The following is a 22,500-nucleotide window of genomic DNA, read 5'->3' on the forward strand; positions in this document are numbered from 1 at the left end:
GCTGTAGTCGGTCCCAAGGGTTGGGCTGTTCGCCCATTAAAGCGGTACGCGAGCTGGGTTCAGAACGTCGTGAGACAGTTCGGTCCCTATCCGTCGCGGGCGTAGGAAATTTGAGAGGAGCTGTCCTTAGTACGAGAGGACCGGGATGGACGCACCGCTGGTGTACCAGTTGTCCCGCCAGGGGCACAGCTGGGTAGCTATGTGCGGAAGGGATAAGCGCTGAAAGCATCTAAGCGTGAAGCCCCCCTCAAGATGAGATTTCCCATCGCGTCAAGCGAGTAAGATCCCTTGAAGATGACAAGGTAGATAGGTCCGAGGTGGAAGCGTGGCGACACGTGCAGCTGACGGATACTAATCGATCGAGGACTTAACTAAACACACAAGAAAAGCGAAGGCGACTGTCCAGCCACGAAGAACGCGAAAGGCCTGCGAGGAGGCTGTTGCCGCCACAGCAGGACTGAAGCGGTTCGAGGGGCTAGGAGCCGCAGCTAGACATCAAGAAAAGCGTAGAACGGTCCTTGGCGAAGCCAAGGAAACGTCCGACGGAGCCGAGAGCTTTTGACGAAGACGTGCTTGCACGTCGAACGGAAAAAGCGAAGGCGTAGGAGGATGTTAGTTCGAAGCTAGACAGTAAGAAAAGCTCAGGAGACTGTTCTGTTATCTAGTTTTGAAGGAATTATCCTTCAATATATTGCTCGGTGACGATGGCGGAGAGGTCACACCCGTTCCCATCCCGAACACGGAAGTTAAGCTCTCCAGCGCCGATGGTAGTTGGCGGGACACCGCCTGCGAGAGTAGGACGTTGCCGGGCATTATTGTATTTATTTCTTATTAGTTAATTTCTATCGTCGCGGGGTGGAGCAGCCAGGTAGCTCGTCGGGCTCATAACCCGAAGGTCGCAGGTTCAAATCCTGCCCCCGCAACCAATATTCGAAGATGAAGATAGATTAATGAGACGAAACAGTGTAAGTTTCGTATTTTTTTATGCCTTTTTTGCGTTATGATTTGTTTTCGTGTACACTTATACGTGTAGCATTTCCTTAGGAGAGTGATCCTAAGGTCTTTTTTGTATGTTGATTTTACTTAATTAGGGGAATAAGCGATGAAAACATATGAATATGTATCACATCATCCTGAAGATACGTTAGCATTAGCGATGAAACTTGCTCAGTATGTTCAGCCACAAGACGTTATTACGTTAGAAGGTGATTTAGGAGCAGGAAAAACAACGTTTACAAAAGGATTAGCTAAAGGATTAGGAATTGACCGCAATGTAAGTAGCCCAACTTTCACTATTATAAAGCAATATGAAGGGCGTATCCCTTTATATCATATGGATGTATATCGTTTAGCAGAAAGTGAAGAAGATTTAGGATTTGAGGAATATTTTTTTGGTGATGGTGTAACCGTTGTTGAGTGGGCTCATTTAATAGAACCATATTTACCAACGGAACGTTTACATATTGCGATTCACCATGCCGATGGAGGAAGCAGGATTATTCGCTTCTCTCCGATCGGTCAACGTTATGAACAGTTATGTAAGGAGATTTTTAGCGATGAAAGTGTTAGCCATTGATACATCAACGTTTGTTATGGGGATTGCTGTCGTTGACGGTCAAGTTGTTAAAGGAGAAATCATTACAAATTTGCAAAAAAATCATTCGATCCGAGTGATGCCTGCCATTGAATCACTTTTGCAACAATGTGATATGAACCCTCAAGATCTTGACCGTATTGTTGTCGCCAAAGGTCCTGGATCATATACAGGGGTTCGCATTGGGGTGACGATTGCCAAAACTTTGGCTTGGACACTAAACATTCCACTTGTTGGTGTATCGAGTTTAGAAGTGATGGCAGCAAATGCGAAGTATTTTGGCGGGCTTATTGTTCCATTAATGGACGCTCGACGCGGACAAATTTATACTGGTCTTTACAAAGTAGAAGGAGATCACGTGCAATCGATCGTAGCGGATCAAGTCATTTTAGCTACTGATTGGGCAAATGAATTAAAAGCATATGATCAATCCATTTTATTAGTTGGAAATGATAGTGTACTACACGAAGCTACGTTTGTTGAAGTACTAGGTCGTTCTGTTCAAGTAGCTTCAGCGACACTTCACAATCCGCGCCCAAGCGAACTTGCATGGTTAGGAATGAACCGTGAGCCAGAATATGTTCATACGTTTGTCCCAAACTATATTCGTTTAGCAGAGGCAGAAGCGAATTGGCTTGCTCGTCAGCAAGAAAGGACGGAATGTTAAGTGGACGTTTCCTTCCGTTTTATGACGCTTCAAGATCTTGATCGCATTATAGAAATTGAGCAGCGTTCATTTACACTGCCGTGGAGTCGTTCCTCTTTTCACCAAGAATTAACGAATAATCCGTATGCTCGTTACATTGTGATGGAGCATGATGGACAAATCATTGGTTATTGTGGCATGTGGCTGGTCATGGATGAGGCACATATTACAAACATTGCAGTATTACCGGAGTTTCGCGGGAAAAAATTAGGAGAAGCACTAATGAAACAGGCGATGGCGTTGGCGAGAGAAGAGGGGGCAAAAACAATGACGTTAGAGGTGCGAGTATCGAATATCGTTGCACAGTCGTTGTATCGGAAACTTGGTTTTTTAAATGGAGGTATTCGTAAAAGATACTATTCGGATAATCAAGAAGATGCTTTAGTAATGTGGGTGAAATTATGAGCGAAAAAGACATATTTGTGCTTGGAATTGAGACAAGCTGTGATGAAACAGCTGCAGCCATTGTGAAAAATGGACGTGAAATTGTAGCTAACGTTGTCGCTTCACAAATGGAAAGCCATCAACGATTTGGAGGAGTCGTTCCTGAAATTGCCTCCCGTCACCATGTTGAACAAATTACGCTCGTATTAGAAGAAACGATGAAACAGGCAAATATGGATATAAGTCAACTTGACGCGATTGCAGTAACAGAGGGACCGGGATTAGTTGGGGCGCTATTGATTGGTGTAAATGCGGCGAAAGCGTTGGCTTTTGCACATCGCATTCCGCTTGTTGGCGTGCACCATATCGCAGGACATATTTACGCAAATCAACTTGTACAAGAAATGAAATTTCCGCTTCTGGCGCTTGTTGTGTCTGGAGGTCATACAGAGCTCATTTACATGAAAGAGCATGGGATATTTGAGGTGATTGGAGAAACGCGTGATGATGCGGCTGGAGAAGCGTATGACAAAGTTGCCCGGGCCTTGCAACTCCCTTATCCAGGGGGACCTCATATCGATCGTTTAGCGAAACAAGGGAAACCAATTATTGATTTACCGCGCGCGTGGTTAGAAGAAGATTCGTATGATTTTAGTTTTAGTGGATTAAAATCAGCGGTTATTAACACGTTGCACAATGCAAAGCAACGTGGAGAAATGATCCGACCTGAAGATATGGCGGCAAGTTTTCAAGCAAGTGTCGTTGAGGTATTAGTGAGAAAAACAATCGAAGCAGCCATGCATTACAGCGTAAAACAAATATTGCTGGCTGGCGGTGTGGCGGCAAATGAAGGGTTACGTACACAATTACAAAAACAAATGAATCAACTGCCAGAAGTCGAGTTAGTTATCCCGCCGTTGTCGCTTTGTACAGATAATGCAGCGATGATTGCAGCAGCGGGAACAGTATTATTTCAACAAGGAAAGCGTGCCACCATGGCATTAAATGCAAACCCAAGTTTACTGTTATAGTAAGAAGGTGTCCCAAAAGCAATGGGGCACCTTTTTCTAATTGTCATACGAATTTTTCTAAGAACAATTCAGCTTGTTGTGGATTATTTTATCCACATACATGTGAATAATGTGGAAAACGTTGATTGTATGTTATTTTATCATAACAAGTTAACCACAACAAAATGGGGGATTTTTCTTTTTTTGTTGTGGGTAATGTGGAAAAGTTGGTGAATAACTTATATTTAGGTGTTTTTTCTGTGGATATCTTTGTGTAAAAGATGAGCTAGCCCACAAATGGAGCTAGCTCGTTATTATTTTTGTAAAAGTTCCCATTGTTCGAATAACTCGTCGAATTTTTGTTTCAGCTCATCAATTTTTCCTTGAGTATCCCGAGCTTTTTCATAGTCGTTGTAACAGGAAGGATCATATAATTGTTGTTCATACGTAGCAATTTGTTGTTCGATTCGCTCCATTTCCGTTTCTAGCTGTTCGATTTTTCGTTGTCGTTGTCGTTCTAATTTTTTTCGTTCTTTTTCTTCTTCGTACGAACGTTTTGGTGACAACGATTCGCCCGTTTTAGTTTTTTGGCTAATTTGTCCAAGCTCAAGCAGCTCTGCTTTTTTTGCTACGTAATAATCATAGTCCCCTAAATACTCAACAAGACCGTCTGTGGATAACTCATATATTTTTGTTGCAATTTTGTTAATAAAATAACGATCGTGTGAAACGAATATAATTGTTCCTGGGTATTCTATGAGCGCTTGTTCTAGCACTTCTTTGCTATCTAAATCCAAATGGTTTGTCGGTTCATCTAAAACTAATACGTTTGCCTTCTTCATCATGAGTTTAGCGAGAGCGAGTCGCGCTTTTTCTCCACCGCTTAACGTCTGAACAGGCTTCAATACGTCGTCACCAGAAAATAAAAAGTTGCCGAGAATGGTCCGAATTTCTTTCTCTGTTCTTAATCGATCTTCGTCCCACAGTTCGTCGATCACTCGTTTGTTTGATGTTAATTGTGCTTGTTCTTGATCATAATAGCCAATTTGTACGTTTGTTCCGTAGCGTATTTCTCCTTGTTTTGGATGGAGTTGTTTGATGATCGTTTTTAAAAGAGTTGATTTTCCAATTCCATTGGGTCCAATTAGCGCAATACTATCTCCGCGAGTGATACGGAATGAAAGGTTTGTTGCGATGATGTGATCGTAACCGATTGCTAAGTTGTTAGCTGTCAGCACGTCGTTTCCGCTTGGGCGTTCGATTTCGAAACGAAACGATGCCGATTTTTCATCACCGAGTGGCTTGTCGATGATATTCATTTTTTCTAATTGTTTTCTACGGCTTTGTGCTCGCTTCGTTGTTGATGCACGAGCGATGTTGCGTTGAACAAAATCTTTTAATTTTGTAATTTCCTCTTGTTGTTTTTCATACAATTTTAGTTGTTGTTCAAATTGTTCAGCACGTTGTTGTAAGTAGCTTGTATAGTTTCCGACATATTTTTTTATTTTTGTGCGTGATAGTTCATACACTTGTGTCACGATTTGGTCAAGAAAATAGCGATCGTGGGAGACGATAAGAATGGCCCCATCGTAATTTTTTAAATATTGTTCAAGCCATTGCAACGTTTCCATATCTAAATGGTTTGTCGGTTCGTCTAAAATGAGCAAATCGGGCCTTGTAAGGAGCAGTTTACCAAGCGCTAGCCTCGTCCGCTGTCCACCGCTTAATGTAGATACTTTTGTCGTATAATCGTACTGTGAGAAGCGGAGACCATGAAGAACCGAACGAATATCTGCTTCATATTGATAGCCGCCTTTTTCTTTGAATTCTGTTTGTAAACGATCATATTGCTCAAGTAGGCGCTCATAGTCAGCATCATGTAAACTCATTTGTTGTTCTAGTTCGCGTAATTGTTTTTCCATTTGTTGTAGCGGGGCAAACACATCGAGCATTTCTTCCCAAATGGAACGATGCGCTTGCAACCCTGTATATTGATCTAAATAACCGATCGTTACGTGTTTCGGTTTAATGATTTCGCCTGTGTCGTATGACAACTGTCCGGCAATGATTTTTAATAATGTCGATTTTCCCGCGCCATTTCTTCCAACTAACGCAATACGGTCTTTTTCTTGTATTTCAAGCTTAATGTCTGATAAAACTTGTTCTGCTCCATATGATTTGGATAGTTGATTTACTTGTAAAATGATCATTCTTTCTCACCTCAATCTTCTTTTGATAGTGTAACGTACTTTCTTGATATTCGGCAACACTAGTGTACGAATAACAAATTTGACAAAAATAATAATAAAGGGTACAAAGGAAAGACAGAATGAAAAAAATAGTGTATAGTTTAGAAGTGGGAAGAATTTTTTAGACGTATAGGAGAGAAAAATGAAAGCGCTAACTATTTGTGAAAGGAAATGTGGGGGATTGACTCGTGAATAATGAACAACCAAAAATTCCGCAGGCGACCGCAAAGCGACTACCGTTGTACTATCGTTTTTTGAAAAACTTGCATGCATCAGGCAAGCAACGTGTATCTTCAGCGGAGTTAAGCGAAGCTGTAAAAGTCGATTCAGCAACGATTCGCCGAGATTTTTCATACTTTGGTGCGCTTGGAAAAAAAGGATACGGATATAATGTCAATTATTTGCTGTCATTTTTTCGTAAAACGTTAGACCAAGATGAGACGACAGAAGTGGCGTTATTTGGGGTTGGAAATTTAGGGACTGCATTTTTAAACTACAATTTCAGCAAAAATAATAATACGAAAATTGTGATGGCATTTGATGTCGATCCAGACAAAGTCGGAACGGAAGTAGGAGGAGTTCCTGTTTATCATTTAGATGAGCTGGAAGAAAAGCTCGGGGAGATTACAGTAGCTATTTTAACTGTGCCGGCTCAAGTTGCTCAACCGATTACCGACCGGCTAGTCCAAAAAGGTATTAAAGGAATTTTAAACTTTACACCTGCTCGCTTGCATGTGCCAGAACACATTCGTGTTCATCATATTGATTTAGCGGTCGAACTGCAGTCACTCGTTTACTTTTTAAAACATTACGGAAATGAGTAAACCTCCCGTTTACGAGCGGGAGGTTTTTTTTCGTAAAGAACGAATTCCTGCGCCGAAATCAAATGTAGCAATTAAAATAAATAGCATCGTTGTGATGTCCCAAATACCATCATCGGCGGTATGGACAGCAAAATAAGTAAATAGAATGCCAGTGAGAAAATAAAACAACGGTTCAGACTTCATGAAAACAGCCTCCAAATTACGAATTGCATTCGTTCTGCCTCACGCATAATGCTTTCGATTTCTTCAGCAAATAATGTTTGAATTGCAACGACAAAGGTGTTCATCAGTACATGTGCTGCAATAGGTACGAGAATGCGCTTTGTTTTGACATATAGGAAAGCAAATACAAATCCCATCGTTGCATAAAGAAGCAAATGTTCAAACTCTAAATGAACAACAGCAAATAAAAGTGAACTGACGAGCGCTGATAAGAAAAAATTGTATTTTTGATACAACGTCCCGAAAATAATTTTCCGAAAGATGATTTCCTCTAAAATTGGTCCGACGACTGATGTAACGAGTATAAGAGCTGGTGTCAATTTGACCATTTCAACGATGCGTCTCGTGTTTTCGGACCCCATTTCGACACCAAATAGGTGCATCTCAATATTAGCTGCAATGCCTTGGGCGAAAAGAGCGAGCAAAAACCCCCCAATCGCCCAAAAGAATGACATGCCAATCGATGCTTGATGGCGATCATAAGAGTATTTCATATCTTCTCTCATAAAATAAAGAACGAGAAAAAGGGCAATCGAAAAACTAATGACAGCCCAATAGCCTGAGGCGATCGATAAAGCTACTTCTTTATTTGATGCGTTAATAAATCCGCTATGCGCAAGTAAAGGAACGCCGACTAAACTCGATAGTTGCATAGCGACGTATGTAATGATGACATACCAATATTGCTTTTTCACATGTTCAACCCCTTCGTGCAAATTGTCTAGCTTTAGACGAGCATTTTCTAAGCGTCTGCTTCCTTAGCTGAGCGAATGATCGTCCTCTGCTTTCTAAATTGAATACTTTTTCATTTTATCATATTTTTTGTATGAATTTCGAAAGGAAAGACATAATGTTAAAGAGGGAATCATTTAATGAAAAATTTTTAACTTCCTACTTGCAAAATTAAAAAAAGTTCATTAATATAATAAGTGTGTTAGCACTCAATAAGAATGAGTGCTAATAACGGAACGAAAATCTAATTAAGGAGGTCGTTTGCCGTGTTGAAGCCACTAGGTGATCGTATTGTCATTGAATTAATTCAAACTGAAGAAAAAACAGCGAGCGGAATTGTCTTACCAGACACAGCAAAAGAAAAACCACAAGAAGGAAAAGTTGTGGCAGTTGGTTCAGGTCGCGTTCTTGATAATGGTGAGCGCGTAGCTCCAGAGGTAAGCGTTGGTGACCGCATCATCTTCTCAAAATATGCGGGTACAGAAGTAAAATATGATGGAAAAGAATACTTAATTTTGCGTGAAAGTGACATTTTAGCTGTGATTGGTTAATCGTTCGCCTGATAACATATAAAGCACATAAAAATACTTAACTAAAATTTCATCAAGGGGGTAAGATGTATGGCAAAAGAAATTAAATTCAGCGAAGAAGCTCGTCGTGCGATGTTACGCGGTGTAGATAAATTAGCTGATGCAGTAAAAGTAACATTAGGTCCAAAAGGTCGTAACGTTGTATTAGAGAAAAAGTTCGGTTCTCCATTAATTACAAATGACGGTGTAACGATTGCGAAAGAGATTGAATTAGAAGATCCGTTTGAAAATATGGGTGCGAAGCTTGTTGCGGAAGTAGCAAGCAAAACAAACGACGTTGCTGGTGACGGTACAACAACAGCAACTGTATTAGCACAAGCGATGATTCGCGAAGGATTGAAAAACGTAACAGCTGGTGCGAACCCAATGGGCATTCGCAAAGGTATTGAAAAAGCTGTTGCGGTCGCTGTGGAAGAATTAAAAGCGATCTCTAAACCAATCGAAGGCAAAGACTCCATTGCTCAAGTTGCAGCTATTTCTGCGGCTGACGAAGAAGTTGGTCAATTAATCGCAGAAGCAATGGAACGCGTTGGTAAAGACGGTGTCATTACATTAGAGGAGTCTAAAGGTTTCACAACAGAATTAGATGTTGTGGAAGGTATGCAATTTGACCGCGGTTATGTATCTCCATACATGATTACAGACTCTGATAAAATGGAAGCTGTATTAGATAATCCATACATCTTAATTACAGATAAAAAAGTTTCAAGCATTCAAGAACTTCTTCCTGTATTGGAGCAAGTTGTTCAACAAGGCAAACCATTGTTAATCATCGCTGAAGATGTAGAAGGTGAAGCGCTTGCTACATTAGTTGTGAACAAACTTCGCGGTACGTTCACAGCTGTTGCAGTTAAAGCGCCTGGCTTCGGTGACCGCCGCAAAGCGATGCTTCAAGATATCGCGATTTTAACAGGCGGTGAAGTCATCACAGAAGAGTTAGGTCGCGAATTGAAATCAACAACAATTGCTTCACTTGGTCGTGCAGCGAAAGTTGTTGTAACAAAAGAACATACAACAATCGTTGGTGGCGCTGGCCGTGCGGAAGACATTCAAGCACGCATCAACCAAATTCGTGCTCAATTAGAAGAAACAACTTCTGAATTTGACCGTGAAAAATTACAAGAGCGCTTAGCGAAATTAGCTGGTGGCGTTGCGGTAATCAAAGTTGGTGCTGCAACTGAAACTGAACTAAAAGAGCGTAAATTACGCATCGAAGACGCATTAAACGCAACACGTGCGGCAGTTGAAGAAGGTATCGTTGCCGGCGGTGGTACAGCGTTAATGAACGTATACAGCAAAGTTGCAGCCATTGAAGCTGAAGGCGACGAAGCAACTGGTGTGAAAATCGTTCTTCGTGCGATTGAAGAGCCAGTTCGTCAAATCGCGCAAAACGCTGGTTTAGAAGGCTCTGTCATCGTAGAGCGCTTAAAAACAGAAAAACCTGGCATCGGCTTCAACGCAGCAACTGGCGAGTGGGTTGACATGATCGAAGCGGGTATCGTTGACCCAACAAAAGTAACTCGCTCTGCACTTCAAAACGCAGCATCTGTTGCCGCTATGTTCTTAACAACTGAGGCAGTCGTTGCTGACAAACCAGAAGAAAACAAAAACACACCAGGCATGCCTGACATGGGCGGCATGATGTAATAAGACGAGAACTAGTCGCAGAAACAAATATATTCAATCGTAAGGGCTACTTCCTTATAAAAAGGGGGTAGTCCTTTTTGTGTGAAAATCAAATGAACATGAACGAGGATATACTAACAGACTGTAGATGAGCATTTTTATTAACAATAATCACCATATGAAAAAGGGACAAACGGGGTACTCTCTACGCCACGTGGAGCTGTTTTTTACGGCATCAATAGGAATATTTTGTTTCGCTGCGCCGTAGATAAATTCTACAAGAATCCGATTCTGCCGCCATGACGAAAGACACACTGGCGCAAACGAAGACCGCCAACGCCTTTTTGATCACAAGAGGGTCTTCTTCGCTCCGAATCGTCAAAACCGCGCTGGTCGAAGCGGATGCCTAAGACACGCCGTGGAGCGCGCCATTGGAACTGCAGGATGGACGAATCCAACGCGCGTTTAGGGCAACCGCCCACGTACGAGCAGCGAAGGATTCTGCAAGGATTAGGGATGGACGAGAGTATTTACGTCTAAAGGGATAAAGGAACGATCAGAGATGGTGAAAAAAGGATGTCACAACTTTTGGTGTTGGTTGAAAAGTTATTCTAAAAAACTGAATAAAAAATCCTTTTGTTCCGCCCTACCAAGGTGCGAAATATGAGGTAGACGCACGAGGTGATCCAAGAAACGATGAAGGAATTTGGCAAAACCGAAGTCATCGTCGGAATCGAGCCGACCGGACATTACTGGTTGAACCTCGCCTATTTCCTTGAGGAAAAAGGGATCCCATTGGTGATGGTCAATCCGATGCATGTCAAACGGTCGAAAGAACTGGACGACAACTTGCCAACGAAGCACGATGCCAAAGACGCTCTCGTCATCGCGAAGTTGGTCAAAGATGGGCGCTTTAGCTATCCGCGTATTTTTCACGAGGTGGAAGCGGAATTGAGGGCAGGAAGCACGTTTCGAGAGTCATTAATCAAGGAACGAAATGCCATTCACAATCAAATCATTCGATGGACGGATCGCTATTTTCCTGAGTTTCCACAAGTGTTTCCATCGTTCGGAAAAATGGCATTAGCTGCATTAGAAAAAACGCCGTTTCCGATGGATATCGTCGATCAGACCGTAGAGGAATTAATCGAGCTCTATCGAGGGAGCGAGGCGTTGAAATATCCACAAAAACCAAAAATTCAGAAGCTGTTAGAGGTTTCCCGTCACTCGATTGGGATCACAGAAGGACAACAGATGGCCCGTATCGAAATCACCACGTTGGTCCGCCGATATCGCCAATTGGAACAGGAAATCGCTACGCTAACGGAACAGTTAATCGTACTTGCCCAAACGACTGTGGAATATGAATGGCTTCAAACGATTCCTGGGCTTGGTGATGCGACGATTGTGGAACTATTATCGGAAATCGGGAGTTTTGCTCAGTATCAAGATCCACGACAGCTCATCAAATTAGCGGGCTTGACACTGAAAGAAAACTCGTCAGGACAACACAAGGGGCAAAAACGCATCTCGAAGCGAGGACGAAAACGGCTACGAGCTCTCCTCTTTCGGGTGATGATGCCACTCATTCGCCATAATGAGGCGTTCCGAAAGTTGCACGAGTACTACACGACGCGCCCCGTTAACCCTTTGCGTAAGAAACAATCGATCGTTGTGTTATGTGGCAAGCTATTGAAGATTCTATACGCGGTTTGTGCGAAACGGCAAGCATTTGATGGGGAACGGATGATGCAAGATATCTTTACCCAATCCCAAGCGCAGGCAGCCTAGAGCCTCCTCCTTTCGCAAAACAAACTGTCTGAACAACCAGGTGACACGGAGAAGCTGGCACGATGTTCTCCATTCGACCTAGAGTCCCTTGAGGAGCTTAGCCGGCCTCTGCCTGGTGAAGAGACCGAACGAAGGAATGTTGGCGCGTGGATGCCCAGAGACATGGGAGGGTTCGTCCTCATCAGTTATGCAGAGATCCAAGGTGCATCGCATATGTATTCTCCATTGGTTTTAACATACAAAAATAACCAGTGGTCGCGAAGCGTACCTATGGATTGTTAGATATCAACAAAAATGAAAAAGTATGTGATTCATTTTGTCGAAAAAAATTTTTTTGGCACCCCTATGATGCCAAGAAACCTTGATATATCAACATTTCTAGAGGGAGGAATGATTAATGAATAATGCGAAAATAGATGTTTATTATGATAGTTGGTGTCCAATTTGTACGAAATTCAAAAAGAGATTAGAACGAATGGATGTTCTAAACAAATTGAACTTCGTAACGTTTAGAGAACCTTCGATTATTGCTGAATTAAATATCCCTTTAGAAAAATTGGAAAAAGAAATGCATATTAGAAAGCCTAACGGGCAGATTTTACGTGGTTATGATGCAATTTGCTCCTTATTTTCTAGAATTCCTTTTCTAGTATGGTTATGGCCGTTTATGAAGGTATTAAAATTTTTGGGAGTTGGTAATATCATATATAATTTTATTGCTTCAAGACGTTTAATCATTCCGACAGGAAATTGTGATAAAAATACTTGCGAAATAAATAAATTTTAAGTGTTTCTTATTTTTCTAGAGCGTAAATAAAAGAACAAAATTGTAAAGAAGATTAATGCTATTATTAGGGGAACTGTATAGTTGCCTAAATTCTCTGCTTTTCCTAATGAGATTAAAATTGTCTTAATCTCGATAACAGCCATGATTATTACCGATTCTAGACCAATAAAAATTCTCATTAAGCGGTCATTCTTATATAATTTAATACCCTTTCCATCGTTATTTCTAAGAAAATGTGACTTTTGAAGTTTACTGGATAACAATACTGAAGCATATGCAGTAGTAATGACTACCAAAAGTATTATTAACATTGATTTATTACCATAATTATCTGCTTCTCCTGAAAAGCCATAATGAATAGGAATCCTCTCCGGGATATTACCCCATACACCTATGATCGTAAATAACACCCCTACTACGATGAGAATAGAAAGGAAAATCAAGATTTTTTCAAATAAAGATAAAGGAATCGATTGATTATCCATTTAAATACCCCCTCCAAATTTAAAAATTTTTTGATTTTCCAACAAATAATCATTGTCATATTTTCAAAAATATTGTAACATATTTTACAAGGTAATGTCTACCTATTTTTTCAATAGAAAGGAGAGTGTTAGTGCTGTGATATGAGAAAATATCCTTATTTGCTGTTCTTTGGTGTAAATTCCACCTTAATTTGCATGTTTTTTGCTTTTTCTTTATACAATCTTCTTCCCACTAGTCCTATAAAAGCAGAAAATTCTAGGAATGAGGTAATGTTACAAATGATGCCTCAAGGATGGGGATTCTTTTCTAAAAGCCCTCGTGATGAAACCCTTATTGTACACGAAACTGATAATTCAACAGAAATACAATGGCCCCATAATCAAGCTAGTAACCTTTTTGGTTTAAAAAGGACAGGAAGAAGTCAAGGTGTTGAACTTGGTATGGTTACAGCAGCTCTTGATGAAAATGACTGGATACATTGTGAACAAGGACTAAAAACCTGCATTAAAAATTTAAAGAATGAAAGTATCCAAGTTCAAAATCCAACACCAGAACCTTTAGTTTGCGGTGAATATATTCTAGAACAACGTTCACCTATACCGTGGGCTTGGGTTAATTATACGGATGAGGATACTTACCCTACCAAAATAGTTAAGGTGGATGTTCAATGTTCAAAGAATTAAACGAAAACTTAAAAGAAAAAATAACAGGATTTAATCCTTGGACGAATGCCTATGGATTTGCCAGATCACTTATCGGACTAGCTACATTATTAACTTTGCTCTTCAATGATTCATCTATCCTATTTAAACCCGCTGCTGGATTAGAACAGTATCCATTTTGCGGCAACAACTTGAGCATATTTTGCCTAGTGCCAAATGATTATCAATATTTAGAAATAATTCGATGGGTCTGTATTGCAATATTAGTACTAGTAGTAATTGGATGGCGCCCGCGATTTACGGGGATTCCTCATTATTGGATCATGTATAGTCTACAAAATTCAGCTACCATCATTGACGGTGGAGAACAAATAGGAACCGTCATTACATTATTATTAGTACCAATTACCCTTTGTGACCATAGAAGGTGGCATTGGACAATTATAACAGATAAAGATGAATCATTTTTGAGCATATACAAAGTAGTAACAATCTACTGTTTTTGGATTGCTATTAGAATTCAAATGGCTATTGTATATGCAAACGCTGCACTAGAACGACTTAAAAATGTGGAATGGGCTGATGGGACAGCAATATACTACTTTTTTAATGACCCAATGTTTGGGATACCAGATTATCTAGCAGTGTTACTCGATCCTATATTAAATTCTCCAATTGTTGTAATACTTACATGGGGAACGACAATTTTAGAGTTATTCCTATTTAGCGCTCTTATTAGTCCAAAAAAATACTGGAATATATTCCTATGGAGTGGTATCTTCCTTCATACAAGTATAGCTTTACTCTTAGGCTTATATAGTTTTTCTCTCATCATGATTGGGTGTTTACTTCTTTTCCTACATCCATTAGATCAAACTATCAAGCTATTAAATAAAAATAAATTTAGAAATAAAAAGAGTGTTGAGGTTATTCCTAGTGAAGTTTAAGTTTGAAAATTTTATCAAAGGAGAGAGTGGTAGTGAAAAAATTTATTACTTTGTTTGCGGCTGTGTTCCTTTTTATGTTTTCAGTAACAGCCCAAACCCAAGTTAGTAATGGGAAAGCTGAAGCAAGCGAATTAAAGTATTCGGGAGAGGAAATTTTTAGAGGTGTTTTATTTGGTCAAGGTGAAGTAGCAGAGCTATTTCCTGAGTTATGGAATGAAGAATTGTTAAAAGCAACTTCAACAGAAGAAGCATATGAAGCAGTAGATAATATCATTGCAGGGGTAAAAGAGTACGATAAGAATTATTTTAAAAAATTAGAAAACGCATTCAAGAAAAAAGACGCTGTTAAGATTGATCAAACTTTTAAACTAGGAACTTCTTATGTACAAAAATCACTAGTGTTGCATTAATTTGATTTTAATATTAAAAAGACTCACAATCTTCACTTATTTTATTTTGTGAAAAGAAAAAGTCCTTTATAATGGATAAGTCAGGTGGTAACCCGTCCAAATCCACTAAAAAGGACCAAACTCATGGACAAGATTACACGAAAAACTTCATTTGGACAATGGTTTTCGCCAATAAATCTTCAATTATTTGAAGAACAGGTGAAAACGATGAAATTAGATTACTATACGAAAAAATTAACGACAGAGTCATTTCTAAAATTACTGCTTTTTGCGCAATTGGAAGAAATCGAAAGTCTCCATGCGCTAAGCGATTGCCTTTTTGATGACCAGCTTCAAAAAGGGGTCGGCCTTAATTCTATCAGTATTTCACAGTTGTCACGGCGATTAAATGGTATAAACCCAGATCTATTTCAAAAGCTTTTTCTTGATTTAGTCGCAAAAATTCATGCCAAAACACAACACACAAAACGGGTCATGCCTTTAAAAATCATTGATTCAAGCACATTGCCACTTAATTTGACCAACCATAAATGGGCGAAGTTTCGTAAAACAAAGGCGGGTGTAAAGCTACATTTGCGCCTTGTGTTTATGGAAAAGGGGATATCCTATCCTGAAAAAGCTTTGATGACAACGGCAAGAGAACATGACCGTGGACAGCTTGAAATCATGGTGGATGACAAGGAATGCATGTATGTGTTTGACCGTGGCTACCTAGACTATGAGCGCTTTGATCGTATGACGGATGACGGCTACTTCTTTCTTTCCAGACTACGGAAAAACGCTGTTATACGGGAAGTTTATGATTTTAAACTACCCGAAGATACGAGTGTTTTGTCAGATCAAATGGTATTGATTGGAACAACTCAAAACCGTGCTGAAAATTACTTTCGCCTTCTAAAAGTGATGGATTCAAAAGGAAATGAACTCCATTTAATCACAAATCGTTTTGATTTAAGCGCCGAAGAAATTTCCGAGATGTACAAATCACGATGGGCTATTGAACTGTTTTTTAAATGGATCAAACAACATCTCAGCATCAAAAAATTCTATGGTCAAAGTGAATGGGCGATTCAAAATCAAGTATTTATCGCACTTATTGTTTTTTGCCTACATGTTCTGGCACAAATTGAAACAAATAGTACGCGAAAAACCTTACAAATTAGCCGTTATTTAAGGGCTGCATTGTGGAAACCAGCACATATCTGGCTTCGAAAAATTGAAGGAAAAGCCATCCCTTAATAAGTAAATTGTCGTCGTCGCACAGGTCTAATTGTCAATAAATTTCCAAATGGATGGAGTCACCTTTAATTGGGTATTCACCTTTTTGGCTCTAAACAGGAAAAATAATAAAACTGAAAATTACGACAATATTTATGCAACACTAGTGTACAAAAATATATTGAAGAAAATAAATTAACTGTTAAAAATGAGGTTACACCGTATGTGTGTGGACCAACTGTGTGTGGATTGGTACTTATATCATACGGTGCCGTTTATCATGTGGGAGCTGTTGTATCTGTCGGTGCATTCTACCTAACAGTTTGGGCGGAAGTTTCAACGTATGGCCCTGACTCATTAACTCAACCAGATTTAAGTAATAATTTTAATAGAGAAATGCTAGTAAAAACTTTAATTGAACGAATTAGCTAAGTTTAATAGTCTCGTAAATTGGTTATTAGAGGGATACATCCATTCCTCTATTTTTTTCTGTTTTAAAGGTTTTATGATTAAGGTAACCCGTGGTGCTAGTTGAGCGCTAGCGCTCAACTAGCACCACGGGTAATAAGTACCATTTTCAAGGATCTTGGCCTCCCTCGGTTGATTGATCGTCTCGTTCCCGTGAACCCTCAATGCCAAACTCGAGCCAGCGACGTTGTCTGGCTTCTTACCTTGGATATCTTGAGCGGCCGGCAAGCACTCGTTCATGTGGAACGATGGGCGCATGACATCGATTTGCCTAAGCTGATCCGACTAGGGCTTTCCCCCTCTTGGTTTAACGACGATGCCATCGCGCGCCATCTCTATCGACTGTACGACGCCAATATCCACGCGGTTCTTTCCGCCTGTCTTGTACAAATTTACAAGAAAGAAGGAATCCCTCTTCGGGTGTTCCATGCCGATACGACCGATGTATCGGTTTACGGTACGTATGAATCAGCCTCGCCGGATGCCTTGCGGATTACGCATGGCTACAACCGACATCATCGTTGGCAAAAGCAGATCGGATTTGGGCTGATTGGCAACGAGGATGGCATTCCGTTTTACGGCGATGTACACGACGGCAACCTGCCGGATAAGACGTGGAATCCCGAGGTGTTGTCCCGCGTGCAGAAACAGCTGAAGCAGGCGAAAATCGAAGAGGAATGGATTTATCCGATTCTGCCGCCATGACGAAAGACACACTGGCGCAAACGAAGACCGCCAACGCCTTTTTGATCACAAGAGGGCCTTCTTCGCTCCGAATCGTCAAAACCGCGCTGGTCGAAGCGGATGCCTAAGACACGCCGTGGAGCGCGCCATTGGAACTGCAGGATGGACGAATTCAACGCGCGTTAGGGCAACCGCCCACGTACGAGCAGCGAAGGATTCTGCAAGGATTAGGGATGGACGAGAGTATTTACGTCTAAAGGGATAAAGGAACGATCAGTGATGGTGAAAAAAGGATGTCACAACTTTTGGTGTTGGTTGAAAAGTTATTCTATATACATCCAATTTAAAATTTTAACCTCTGATTCACACAGCACACCCCATGCGGCGTAACACCTCATCAGGGTGCTGTAAGACGTACTGTTCAAAGCGAGTAATGGACTGGGCAATGTCATTTTGATCCTTGTGAAAAACGTTGGCAATCACCTCATCTTTCAACCACTTCCACAGCCGTTCAATCGGGTTCAACTGTGGAGAATACGGTGGCAAAAAGATGAAATGAAAAGCAGCACCTTCCTCGCCATCAAGAAAGGCTTGCACCATCTTGGCATGATGAATGCGTGCGTTGTCCAACACAAGCACGAGGAATCGGTCCGTATATTTCTCTTTCAAAGGTACATGTATATAGATTTAAAATGAACTAAGAGAAAGTAGTGCCCCTTTTTTTATTTTTGATGGACTTCTTTTTATCGATCTCAACCTTAAATCATCCCTTCTCATAGGGTACTTTAAAAATTTATAATTGCATATAAAAAAGAAATTTTGTATATTTATAAAAAAGAGTTCTATGGTTATAAATAATACGATGTATGAGGAGATAATTATGCAAATTTATAATGCAGTTACCGGTGATGTTAAAGATATACACGCTTTAATTCAAATATATGCTGAAAAAGGATTAGTTTTACCTCGTTCGTTATTATCAATATATCAGCATTTACAGTGTATGTATGTCGTAAAAGAGAAAAACAAAATAGTTGGAGTTGCTGGATTGCATATTTTGGGTCATGATCTTGGAGAGATACGTTCATTAGTCGTATCACCAGATCATATGGGTAAAGGAATAGGTCGCATGCTAGTAAACCATATTATAAATGAAGCATCTAGACTTGGAGTTAAAAGATTAATATCCTTTACTTATCAGATTGAGTTTTTTAAAAAATGTGGATTTGAAATTGCTGAAAAAGAAACTTTACCTGAAAAAGTATGGATTGACTGTGTGAATTGCCCCAAGCTTGATTGTTGCGATGAAACCGCAATGATTAAATATATTGTATAAATCCAAATTTTACTTTCTATTCTCGTAACTATTCAGCCACATCATAAAGTGAGCTGAATATTTTTTGTATTTCTTGTCTATGATGTGAATACTGATAGACAAGGAGGTGAATCGCATGTTGACGGTACAACAAGCTGTATTTACAGTTGAGAGCTTAATCGGCAAAGTCCAACAACAAAAACAGCTCATTCATCAACTCGTTCAAGAAAATGAACATTTGCGTCACGAAAACAAACAACTACGCAAAGAAAATGAACAACTGAAGTACCGTGTTCAAGAGCTGGAAGCACGCACGAAAAAAAACAGCTCCAATAGCCATTTGCCCCCATCTTCTGACCGTTTGTCCACACCCATTCTTCTGGGGCTTAATGGAGATGATTGTTCACTTCCCCAATCATATGCAAGTCATTTTGTCCGATTAATTGTTAGAAAATTTAATAAAAAAGACGATATCTTGACCGATGAGGAACGAAGTTGGTAGAATGAATTAAAATTTAAGATGCGCACCTTCGTATATCCTCGATAATATGGTTCGAGAGTTTCTACCGGGACACCGTAAATGACCCGACTACGAAGGCAGTGTTCTATATTGCTAGAATTCTGCCTTCGTTTTTTTATGAGGAGGTATGAATGCTAGCTTTTTTATTATGTGTAGATGGGGTGATTTCGTTTGAGTCAGCAGGAAATGATCGTCGTTTTAGATTTCGGTAGTCAGTACAATCAGTTAATTACGCGCCGCATTCGTGAGTTTGGTGTGTATAGCGAGCTGCATCCACATACGATTACGGCCGAGCAAATTCAACAAATGAATGTAAAAGGAATTGTCTTTTCGGGTGGACCAAATAGCGTGTATGATGAACAATCGTTTACGTGCGATCCAGCGCTTTTTCAGTTAGGTATTCCGATTTTAGGAATTTGTTATGGTATGCAGCTGATGACACATCATTTAGGCGGAAAAGTAGAAAAAGCGACGCATCGAGAATACGGAAAGGCAACGATTACGGTGCAGCGTCCGTCGCAATTGTTTAGTGATTTACCGACGGAGCAAATTGTTTGGATGAGTCATGGAGATTTAGTGACGAAAACGCCGGAAGGGTTTACTATTGATGCGACAAGTCCATCTTGCCCAATTGCGGCGATGAGCGATGAAACGAGAAAGTTTTATGCTGTTCAGTTTCATCCTGAAGTACGTCATTCCGTATATGGTAATGAGTTGTTGAAGCGATTCGTGTTTGAAATTTGTGAATGCAAAGGCGACTGGACGATGGGAAGTTTTATTGATCACGAAGTTCGTAAAATTCGCGAACTCGTCGGCGATAAAAAAGTGCTTTGCGCCTTAAGTGGCGGTGTGGATTCATCGGTGGCGGCAGTTCTCGTCCATCGGGCAATCGGTGATCAGTTGACATGTATTTTTGTTGACCACGGTTTGCTTCGTAAAGGAGAAGCGGAAAGTGTGATGAAAACGTTCCGCGGAGGCTTTCATATGAATGTCATTAAAGTAGATGCAAAGGAACGATTTTTAAATAAATTAAAAGGGGTAACCGACCCGGAGCAAAAACGAAAAATTATCGGAAATGAATTTATTTACGTTTTTGATGATGAAGCAGCAAAGCTAGATGGCATCGAATTTTTAGTACAAGGTACGTTGTATACTGATATTATTGAAAGCGGCACAGCAACAGCCCAAACGATTAAATCTCATCACAATGTCGGTGGTTTACCAGAAGATATGAAGTTTAAATTAATCGAGCCATTGAATACGCTCTTTAAAGATGAAGTGCGAGCGCTCGGTACAGAATTAGGTATTCCGGATGAAATTGTATGGCGTCAACCGTTTCCAGGACCTGGACTTGGCATTCGCGTATTAGGGGAAGTGACAGAAGAGAAGTTAGAGATTGTTCGTGAATCAGACGCCATTTTACGTGAAGAAATAAAAAAAGCCGGGCTTGATCGTGAAATTTGGCAGTACTTCACGGTTCTACCTGACATTCGTAGCGTAGGTGTAATGGGTGATGCGCGCACGTATGATTATACGGTCGGTATTCGTGCAGTCACTTCGATTGACGGTATGACAGCGGATTGGGCGCGCATTCCTTGGGATGTTCTTGAAGTAATTTCTACACGTATTGTCAACGAAGTGCCTCATGTCAATCGTGTCGTGTATGATATTACAAGCAAGCCACCAGCAACTATTGAGTGGGAGTAAAAAACGAACAAAAAAATATTTAAGTAAAAAAATGTTCGTTTTTAATATTGACTTTATCGGAGTCGATTGTTAGAATGTATGTGTAAAATAAATAGAGGGTACATCGTATAATCTCGAGAATATGGCTCGGGAGTCTCTACCAAGCTACCGTAAATAGCTTGACTACGATGGGTAATGCGGGGGAGAGGAGTCTGCTTGATTCCTCTCTATATTCGTGCATTATGCATCATAGTCAACGCTTCTGGTAGTTTGCTAGAAGCGTTTTTCTTTTTATTACAACATATGGAGGGACTTGAAGTGATTAAGAAGTATTTCCAATTTGACGAGCTCGGCACAAACTATCGGACAGAAATTATTGCCGGGATCACAACGTTCTTATCTATGGCTTACATTTTATTTGTTAATCCATTTACGCTTTCGTTAGGAGCAGTAAAAGATTTTCCGAATGAACTTCGGATTGATCAAGGGGCTGTGTTTGTTGCGACGGCGTTAGCAGCTGCTTATGGGTCTATTTTGATGGGGATTTTAGCGCGGTATCCAATTGCTCTTGCGCCAGGAATGGGGCTAAATGCATTTTTTGCGTTTACGGTTGTGCTTCATATGCAAATTCCTTGGCAAACTGCATTAGCGGGTGTATTTGTTTCAGGTATTCTCTTTACCATTTTAACTTTGACAGGTATTCGAGAAAAAATTATCGATGCCATTCCTATTGAATTAAAGTATGCTGTTGGGGCAGGTATTGGTTTGTTTATTACTTTTATCGGCTTCCAAAACGCTAAAATCATTGTGGATAATCCAGCAACGTTAGTAGGATTAGGTGATTTCCAAGATGGAAATACGCTATTAGCAATTTTTGGTTTGATTGTCACCGTAGCACTGATGGTGAGAAAAGTACCTGGCGGTGTTTTTTATGGTATGGTCATTACAGCTATTGTAGGTATGATGTTTGGATTAATCGAAGTTCCGGATAAAATTGTCGGGGCTGTTCCTGATCTTTCTCCTACGTTTGGTGTAGCGTTTGAGCACTTAGATGAAATTTTCACATTGAAAATGATTGGGGTAGTTTTAACATTTTTCATTGTTGATTTCTTTGATGCAACAGGAACGTTGCTTGCGGTTGCAAATCAAGCAGGATTGTTAAAGGATAATAAGTTGCCACGTGCAGGAAAAGCTTTGCTTGTTGATGCAACGGCTGTTATGGTAGGTGCGGTACTTGGGACGTCTACAACGACTTCTTACATTGAGTCTTCTGCGGGGGTAGCTGCAGGAGGACGCTCAGGATTCTCAGCAGTTGTAACAGGTATTTTATTCTTATTAGCTTTATTCTTCTCGCCTTTATTAAGTGTCATTACTGCTCCGGTTACAGCACCAGCACTTATTATTGTAGGAGTATTAATGGCTTCTTCGGTCGGTGAAATTGATTGGAAAAAATTTGAGGTAGCAGTTCCAGCTTTCTTTACTTTAATTACAATGCCGCTTTCTTATAGTATTGCAACAGGTATTGCAGTCGGTTTCTTGTTTTATCCGATCACAATGATTTTAAAAGGTCGCGGTCGTGAAGTTCATCC

Annotated in this window: 21 protein-coding genes, 1 tRNA gene, 2 rRNA genes, 2 pseudogenes and 2 riboswitches (2 of these 28 only partly in view); of the genes and pseudogenes, 21 read left to right on the top strand and 5 right to left on the bottom strand. The window is 40.3% G+C overall.

The features are described from left to right. From NSQ23_RS01195 to tsaD, 7 genes are all read left to right on the top strand, one after another. Positions 1-375, top strand: a 23S ribosomal RNA gene (locus NSQ23_RS01195) (it extends 2,551 nt beyond the left edge of the window). 319 nt (positions 376-694) lie between these two features. Beyond that, positions 695-811: ribosomal RNA gene (gene rrf / locus NSQ23_RS01200) — 5S ribosomal RNA — on the top strand. Between the two features lie 38 nt (positions 812-849). Then, positions 850-926, top strand: a tRNA-Met gene (locus NSQ23_RS01205). A 176-nt stretch (positions 927-1,102) separates the two neighbouring features. Continuing rightward, positions 1,103-1,576 carry a tRNA (adenosine(37)-N6)-threonylcarbamoyltransferase complex ATPase subunit type 1 TsaE gene (gene tsaE, locus NSQ23_RS01210; protein ID WP_004888747.1) on the top strand — a complete coding sequence of 158 codons (474 nt, stop codon included), beginning with the start codon at positions 1,103-1,105 and terminating at the stop codon, positions 1,574-1,576. Then, positions 1,557-2,261, top strand: a complete 705-nt coding sequence (gene tsaB, locus NSQ23_RS01215) for a tRNA (adenosine(37)-N6)-threonylcarbamoyltransferase complex dimerization subunit type 1 TsaB (RefSeq protein ID WP_339172373.1) — start codon at positions 1,557-1,559, stop codon at positions 2,259-2,261. The genes tsaE and tsaB overlap by 20 nt, the downstream gene beginning before the upstream one ends. Positions 2,262-2,282: 21 nt before the next feature. Further along, positions 2,283-2,705: a ribosomal protein S18-alanine N-acetyltransferase gene (rimI, locus tag NSQ23_RS01220; protein WP_035019084.1), complete on the top strand. Its 423-nt coding sequence runs from the start codon at positions 2,283-2,285 to the stop codon at positions 2,703-2,705. After that, positions 2,702-3,715, top strand: a complete 1,014-nt coding sequence (gene tsaD / locus NSQ23_RS01225) for a tRNA (adenosine(37)-N6)-threonylcarbamoyltransferase complex transferase subunit TsaD (RefSeq protein WP_339172376.1) — start codon at positions 2,702-2,704, stop codon at positions 3,713-3,715. Before rimI ends, tsaD begins: the two co-directional genes overlap by 4 nt. Positions 3,716-4,008: 293 nt before the next feature. Here the strand turns inward: tsaD and NSQ23_RS01230 are convergent, their stop codons facing one another. Then, positions 4,009-5,904, bottom strand: a complete 1,896-nt coding sequence (locus NSQ23_RS01230; RefSeq protein WP_339172378.1) for an ABC-F family ATP-binding cassette domain-containing protein — start codon at positions 5,902-5,904, stop codon at positions 4,009-4,011. 227 nt (positions 5,905-6,131) lie between these two features. Between NSQ23_RS01230 and NSQ23_RS01235 the strand changes: the two genes are divergently transcribed. Continuing rightward, positions 6,132-6,767, top strand: a complete 636-nt coding sequence (locus NSQ23_RS01235; protein WP_004577726.1) for a redox-sensing transcriptional repressor Rex — start codon at positions 6,132-6,134, stop codon at positions 6,765-6,767. A 9-nt stretch (positions 6,768-6,776) separates the two neighbouring features. Here the strand turns inward: NSQ23_RS01235 and NSQ23_RS01240 are convergent, their stop codons facing one another. Together NSQ23_RS01240 and NSQ23_RS01245 are read right to left on the bottom strand one after the other, a co-directional pair. Then, complete coding sequence (locus NSQ23_RS01240) at positions 6,777-6,950, bottom strand: YdiK family protein (RefSeq protein WP_006323911.1); 174 nt, start codon at positions 6,948-6,950, stop codon at positions 6,777-6,779. Continuing rightward, positions 6,947-7,684: a type II CAAX endopeptidase family protein gene (locus NSQ23_RS01245; RefSeq protein ID WP_339172381.1), complete on the bottom strand. Its 738-nt coding sequence runs from the start codon at positions 7,682-7,684 to the stop codon at positions 6,947-6,949. Before NSQ23_RS01245 ends, NSQ23_RS01240 begins: the two co-directional genes overlap by 4 nt. 303 nt (positions 7,685-7,987) lie before the next feature. Between NSQ23_RS01245 and groES the strand changes: the two genes are divergently transcribed. From groES to NSQ23_RS01265, 4 genes are all read left to right on the top strand, one after another. Then, complete coding sequence (gene groES, locus NSQ23_RS01250) at positions 7,988-8,272, top strand: co-chaperone GroES (protein WP_004888755.1); 285 nt, start codon at positions 7,988-7,990, stop codon at positions 8,270-8,272. Between the two features lie 69 nt (positions 8,273-8,341). Next, complete coding sequence (gene groL / locus NSQ23_RS01255; RefSeq protein WP_339172385.1) at positions 8,342-9,958, top strand: chaperonin GroEL; 1,617 nt, start codon at positions 8,342-8,344, stop codon at positions 9,956-9,958. A gap of 675 nt (positions 9,959-10,633) precedes the next feature. Next, a complete protein-coding gene (locus NSQ23_RS01260; RefSeq protein WP_339174207.1) occupies positions 10,634-11,728 on the top strand; it encodes an IS110 family transposase in 1,095 nt (364 codons plus the stop codon). A gap of 397 nt (positions 11,729-12,125) precedes the next feature. Further along, positions 12,126-12,515 (top strand): DUF393 domain-containing protein, encoded by a 390-nt coding sequence (locus NSQ23_RS01265; protein ID WP_339172387.1) that lies wholly within the window; start codon positions 12,126-12,128, stop codon positions 12,513-12,515. Here the strand turns inward: NSQ23_RS01265 and NSQ23_RS01270 are convergent. Next, the gene (locus NSQ23_RS01270) at positions 12,512-13,000 is read right to left on the bottom strand and encodes a DUF1648 domain-containing protein (protein ID WP_339172389.1); all 489 of its coding nucleotides are present in this window, start codon (positions 12,998-13,000) and stop codon (positions 12,512-12,514) included. The genes NSQ23_RS01265 and NSQ23_RS01270 overlap by 4 nt on opposite strands. Before the next feature lie 141 nt (positions 13,001-13,141). On the opposite strand from NSQ23_RS01270, the gene NSQ23_RS01275 reads away from it, so the two are divergent. The 5 genes and pseudogenes from NSQ23_RS01275 to NSQ23_RS01295 form a co-directional block, all read left to right on the top strand. Then, positions 13,142-13,684: an SdpA family antimicrobial peptide system protein gene (locus NSQ23_RS01275; protein ID WP_339172392.1), complete on the top strand. Its 543-nt coding sequence runs from the start codon at positions 13,142-13,144 to the stop codon at positions 13,682-13,684. Continuing rightward, positions 13,669-14,610 carry a sporulation-delaying protein SdpB family protein gene (locus NSQ23_RS01280; RefSeq protein ID WP_339172395.1) on the top strand — a complete coding sequence of 314 codons (942 nt, stop codon included), beginning with the start codon at positions 13,669-13,671 and terminating at the stop codon, positions 14,608-14,610. Before NSQ23_RS01275 ends, NSQ23_RS01280 begins: the two co-directional genes overlap by 16 nt. A gap of 32 nt (positions 14,611-14,642) precedes the next feature. Then, entirely contained in the window at positions 14,643-15,020 is a 378-nt protein-coding gene (locus NSQ23_RS01285; protein WP_339172396.1) for a hypothetical protein, read from the top strand. Positions 15,021-15,143: 123 nt separating this feature from the next. Further along, positions 15,144-16,259 carry an IS4 family transposase gene (locus NSQ23_RS01290; RefSeq protein WP_064214425.1) on the top strand — a complete coding sequence of 372 codons (1,116 nt, stop codon included), beginning with the start codon at positions 15,144-15,146 and terminating at the stop codon, positions 16,257-16,259. 510 nt (positions 16,260-16,769) lie between these two features. Further along, positions 16,770-17,644 (top strand): annotated as a pseudogene (locus tag NSQ23_RS01295) (IS1634 family transposase); the annotation flags it as partial. 109 nt (positions 17,645-17,753) lie between these two features. Here the strand turns inward: NSQ23_RS01295 and NSQ23_RS01300 are convergent. Further along, entirely contained in the window at positions 17,754-18,059 is a 306-nt protein-coding gene (locus NSQ23_RS01300) for a transposase (RefSeq protein ID WP_339172398.1), read from the bottom strand. A gap of 211 nt (positions 18,060-18,270) precedes the next feature. Between NSQ23_RS01300 and NSQ23_RS01305 the strand changes: the two genes are divergently transcribed. The 4 genes and pseudogenes from NSQ23_RS01305 to NSQ23_RS01320 all read left to right on the top strand — a co-directional run. After that, positions 18,271-18,726 (top strand): N-acetyltransferase, encoded by a 456-nt coding sequence (locus NSQ23_RS01305; protein WP_085789638.1) that lies wholly within the window; start codon positions 18,271-18,273, stop codon positions 18,724-18,726. A gap of 115 nt (positions 18,727-18,841) precedes the next feature. Then, positions 18,842-19,066 (top strand): annotated as a pseudogene (locus NSQ23_RS01310) (DUF6444 domain-containing protein); the annotation flags it as partial. 149 nt (positions 19,067-19,215) lie between these two features. Further along, positions 19,216-19,317, top strand: a riboswitch (purine riboswitch). A 94-nt stretch (positions 19,318-19,411) separates the two neighbouring features. Continuing rightward, the gene (gene guaA / locus NSQ23_RS01315) at positions 19,412-20,932 is read left to right on the top strand and encodes a glutamine-hydrolyzing GMP synthase (protein WP_339174211.1); all 1,521 of its coding nucleotides are present in this window, start codon (positions 19,412-19,414) and stop codon (positions 20,930-20,932) included. Between the two features lie 83 nt (positions 20,933-21,015). Further along, a riboswitch (purine riboswitch) is annotated at positions 21,016-21,117 on the top strand. Between the two features lie 115 nt (positions 21,118-21,232). Continuing rightward, positions 21,233-22,500: the 5' portion of an NCS2 family permease gene (locus NSQ23_RS01320; RefSeq protein ID WP_026011735.1), read on the top strand. 58 nt of this gene lie beyond the right edge of the window; only the first 1,268 of its 1,326 coding nucleotides appear in the window; it begins with the start codon at positions 21,233-21,235; the stop codon falls past the right edge of the window.

The sequence above is a fragment of the Anoxybacillus sp. FSL W8-1294 genome, assembly GCF_037965005.1.
In the GTDB taxonomy this organism is placed as follows: domain Bacteria; phylum Bacillota; class Bacilli; order Bacillales; family Anoxybacillaceae; genus Anoxybacillus; species Anoxybacillus flavithermus_G.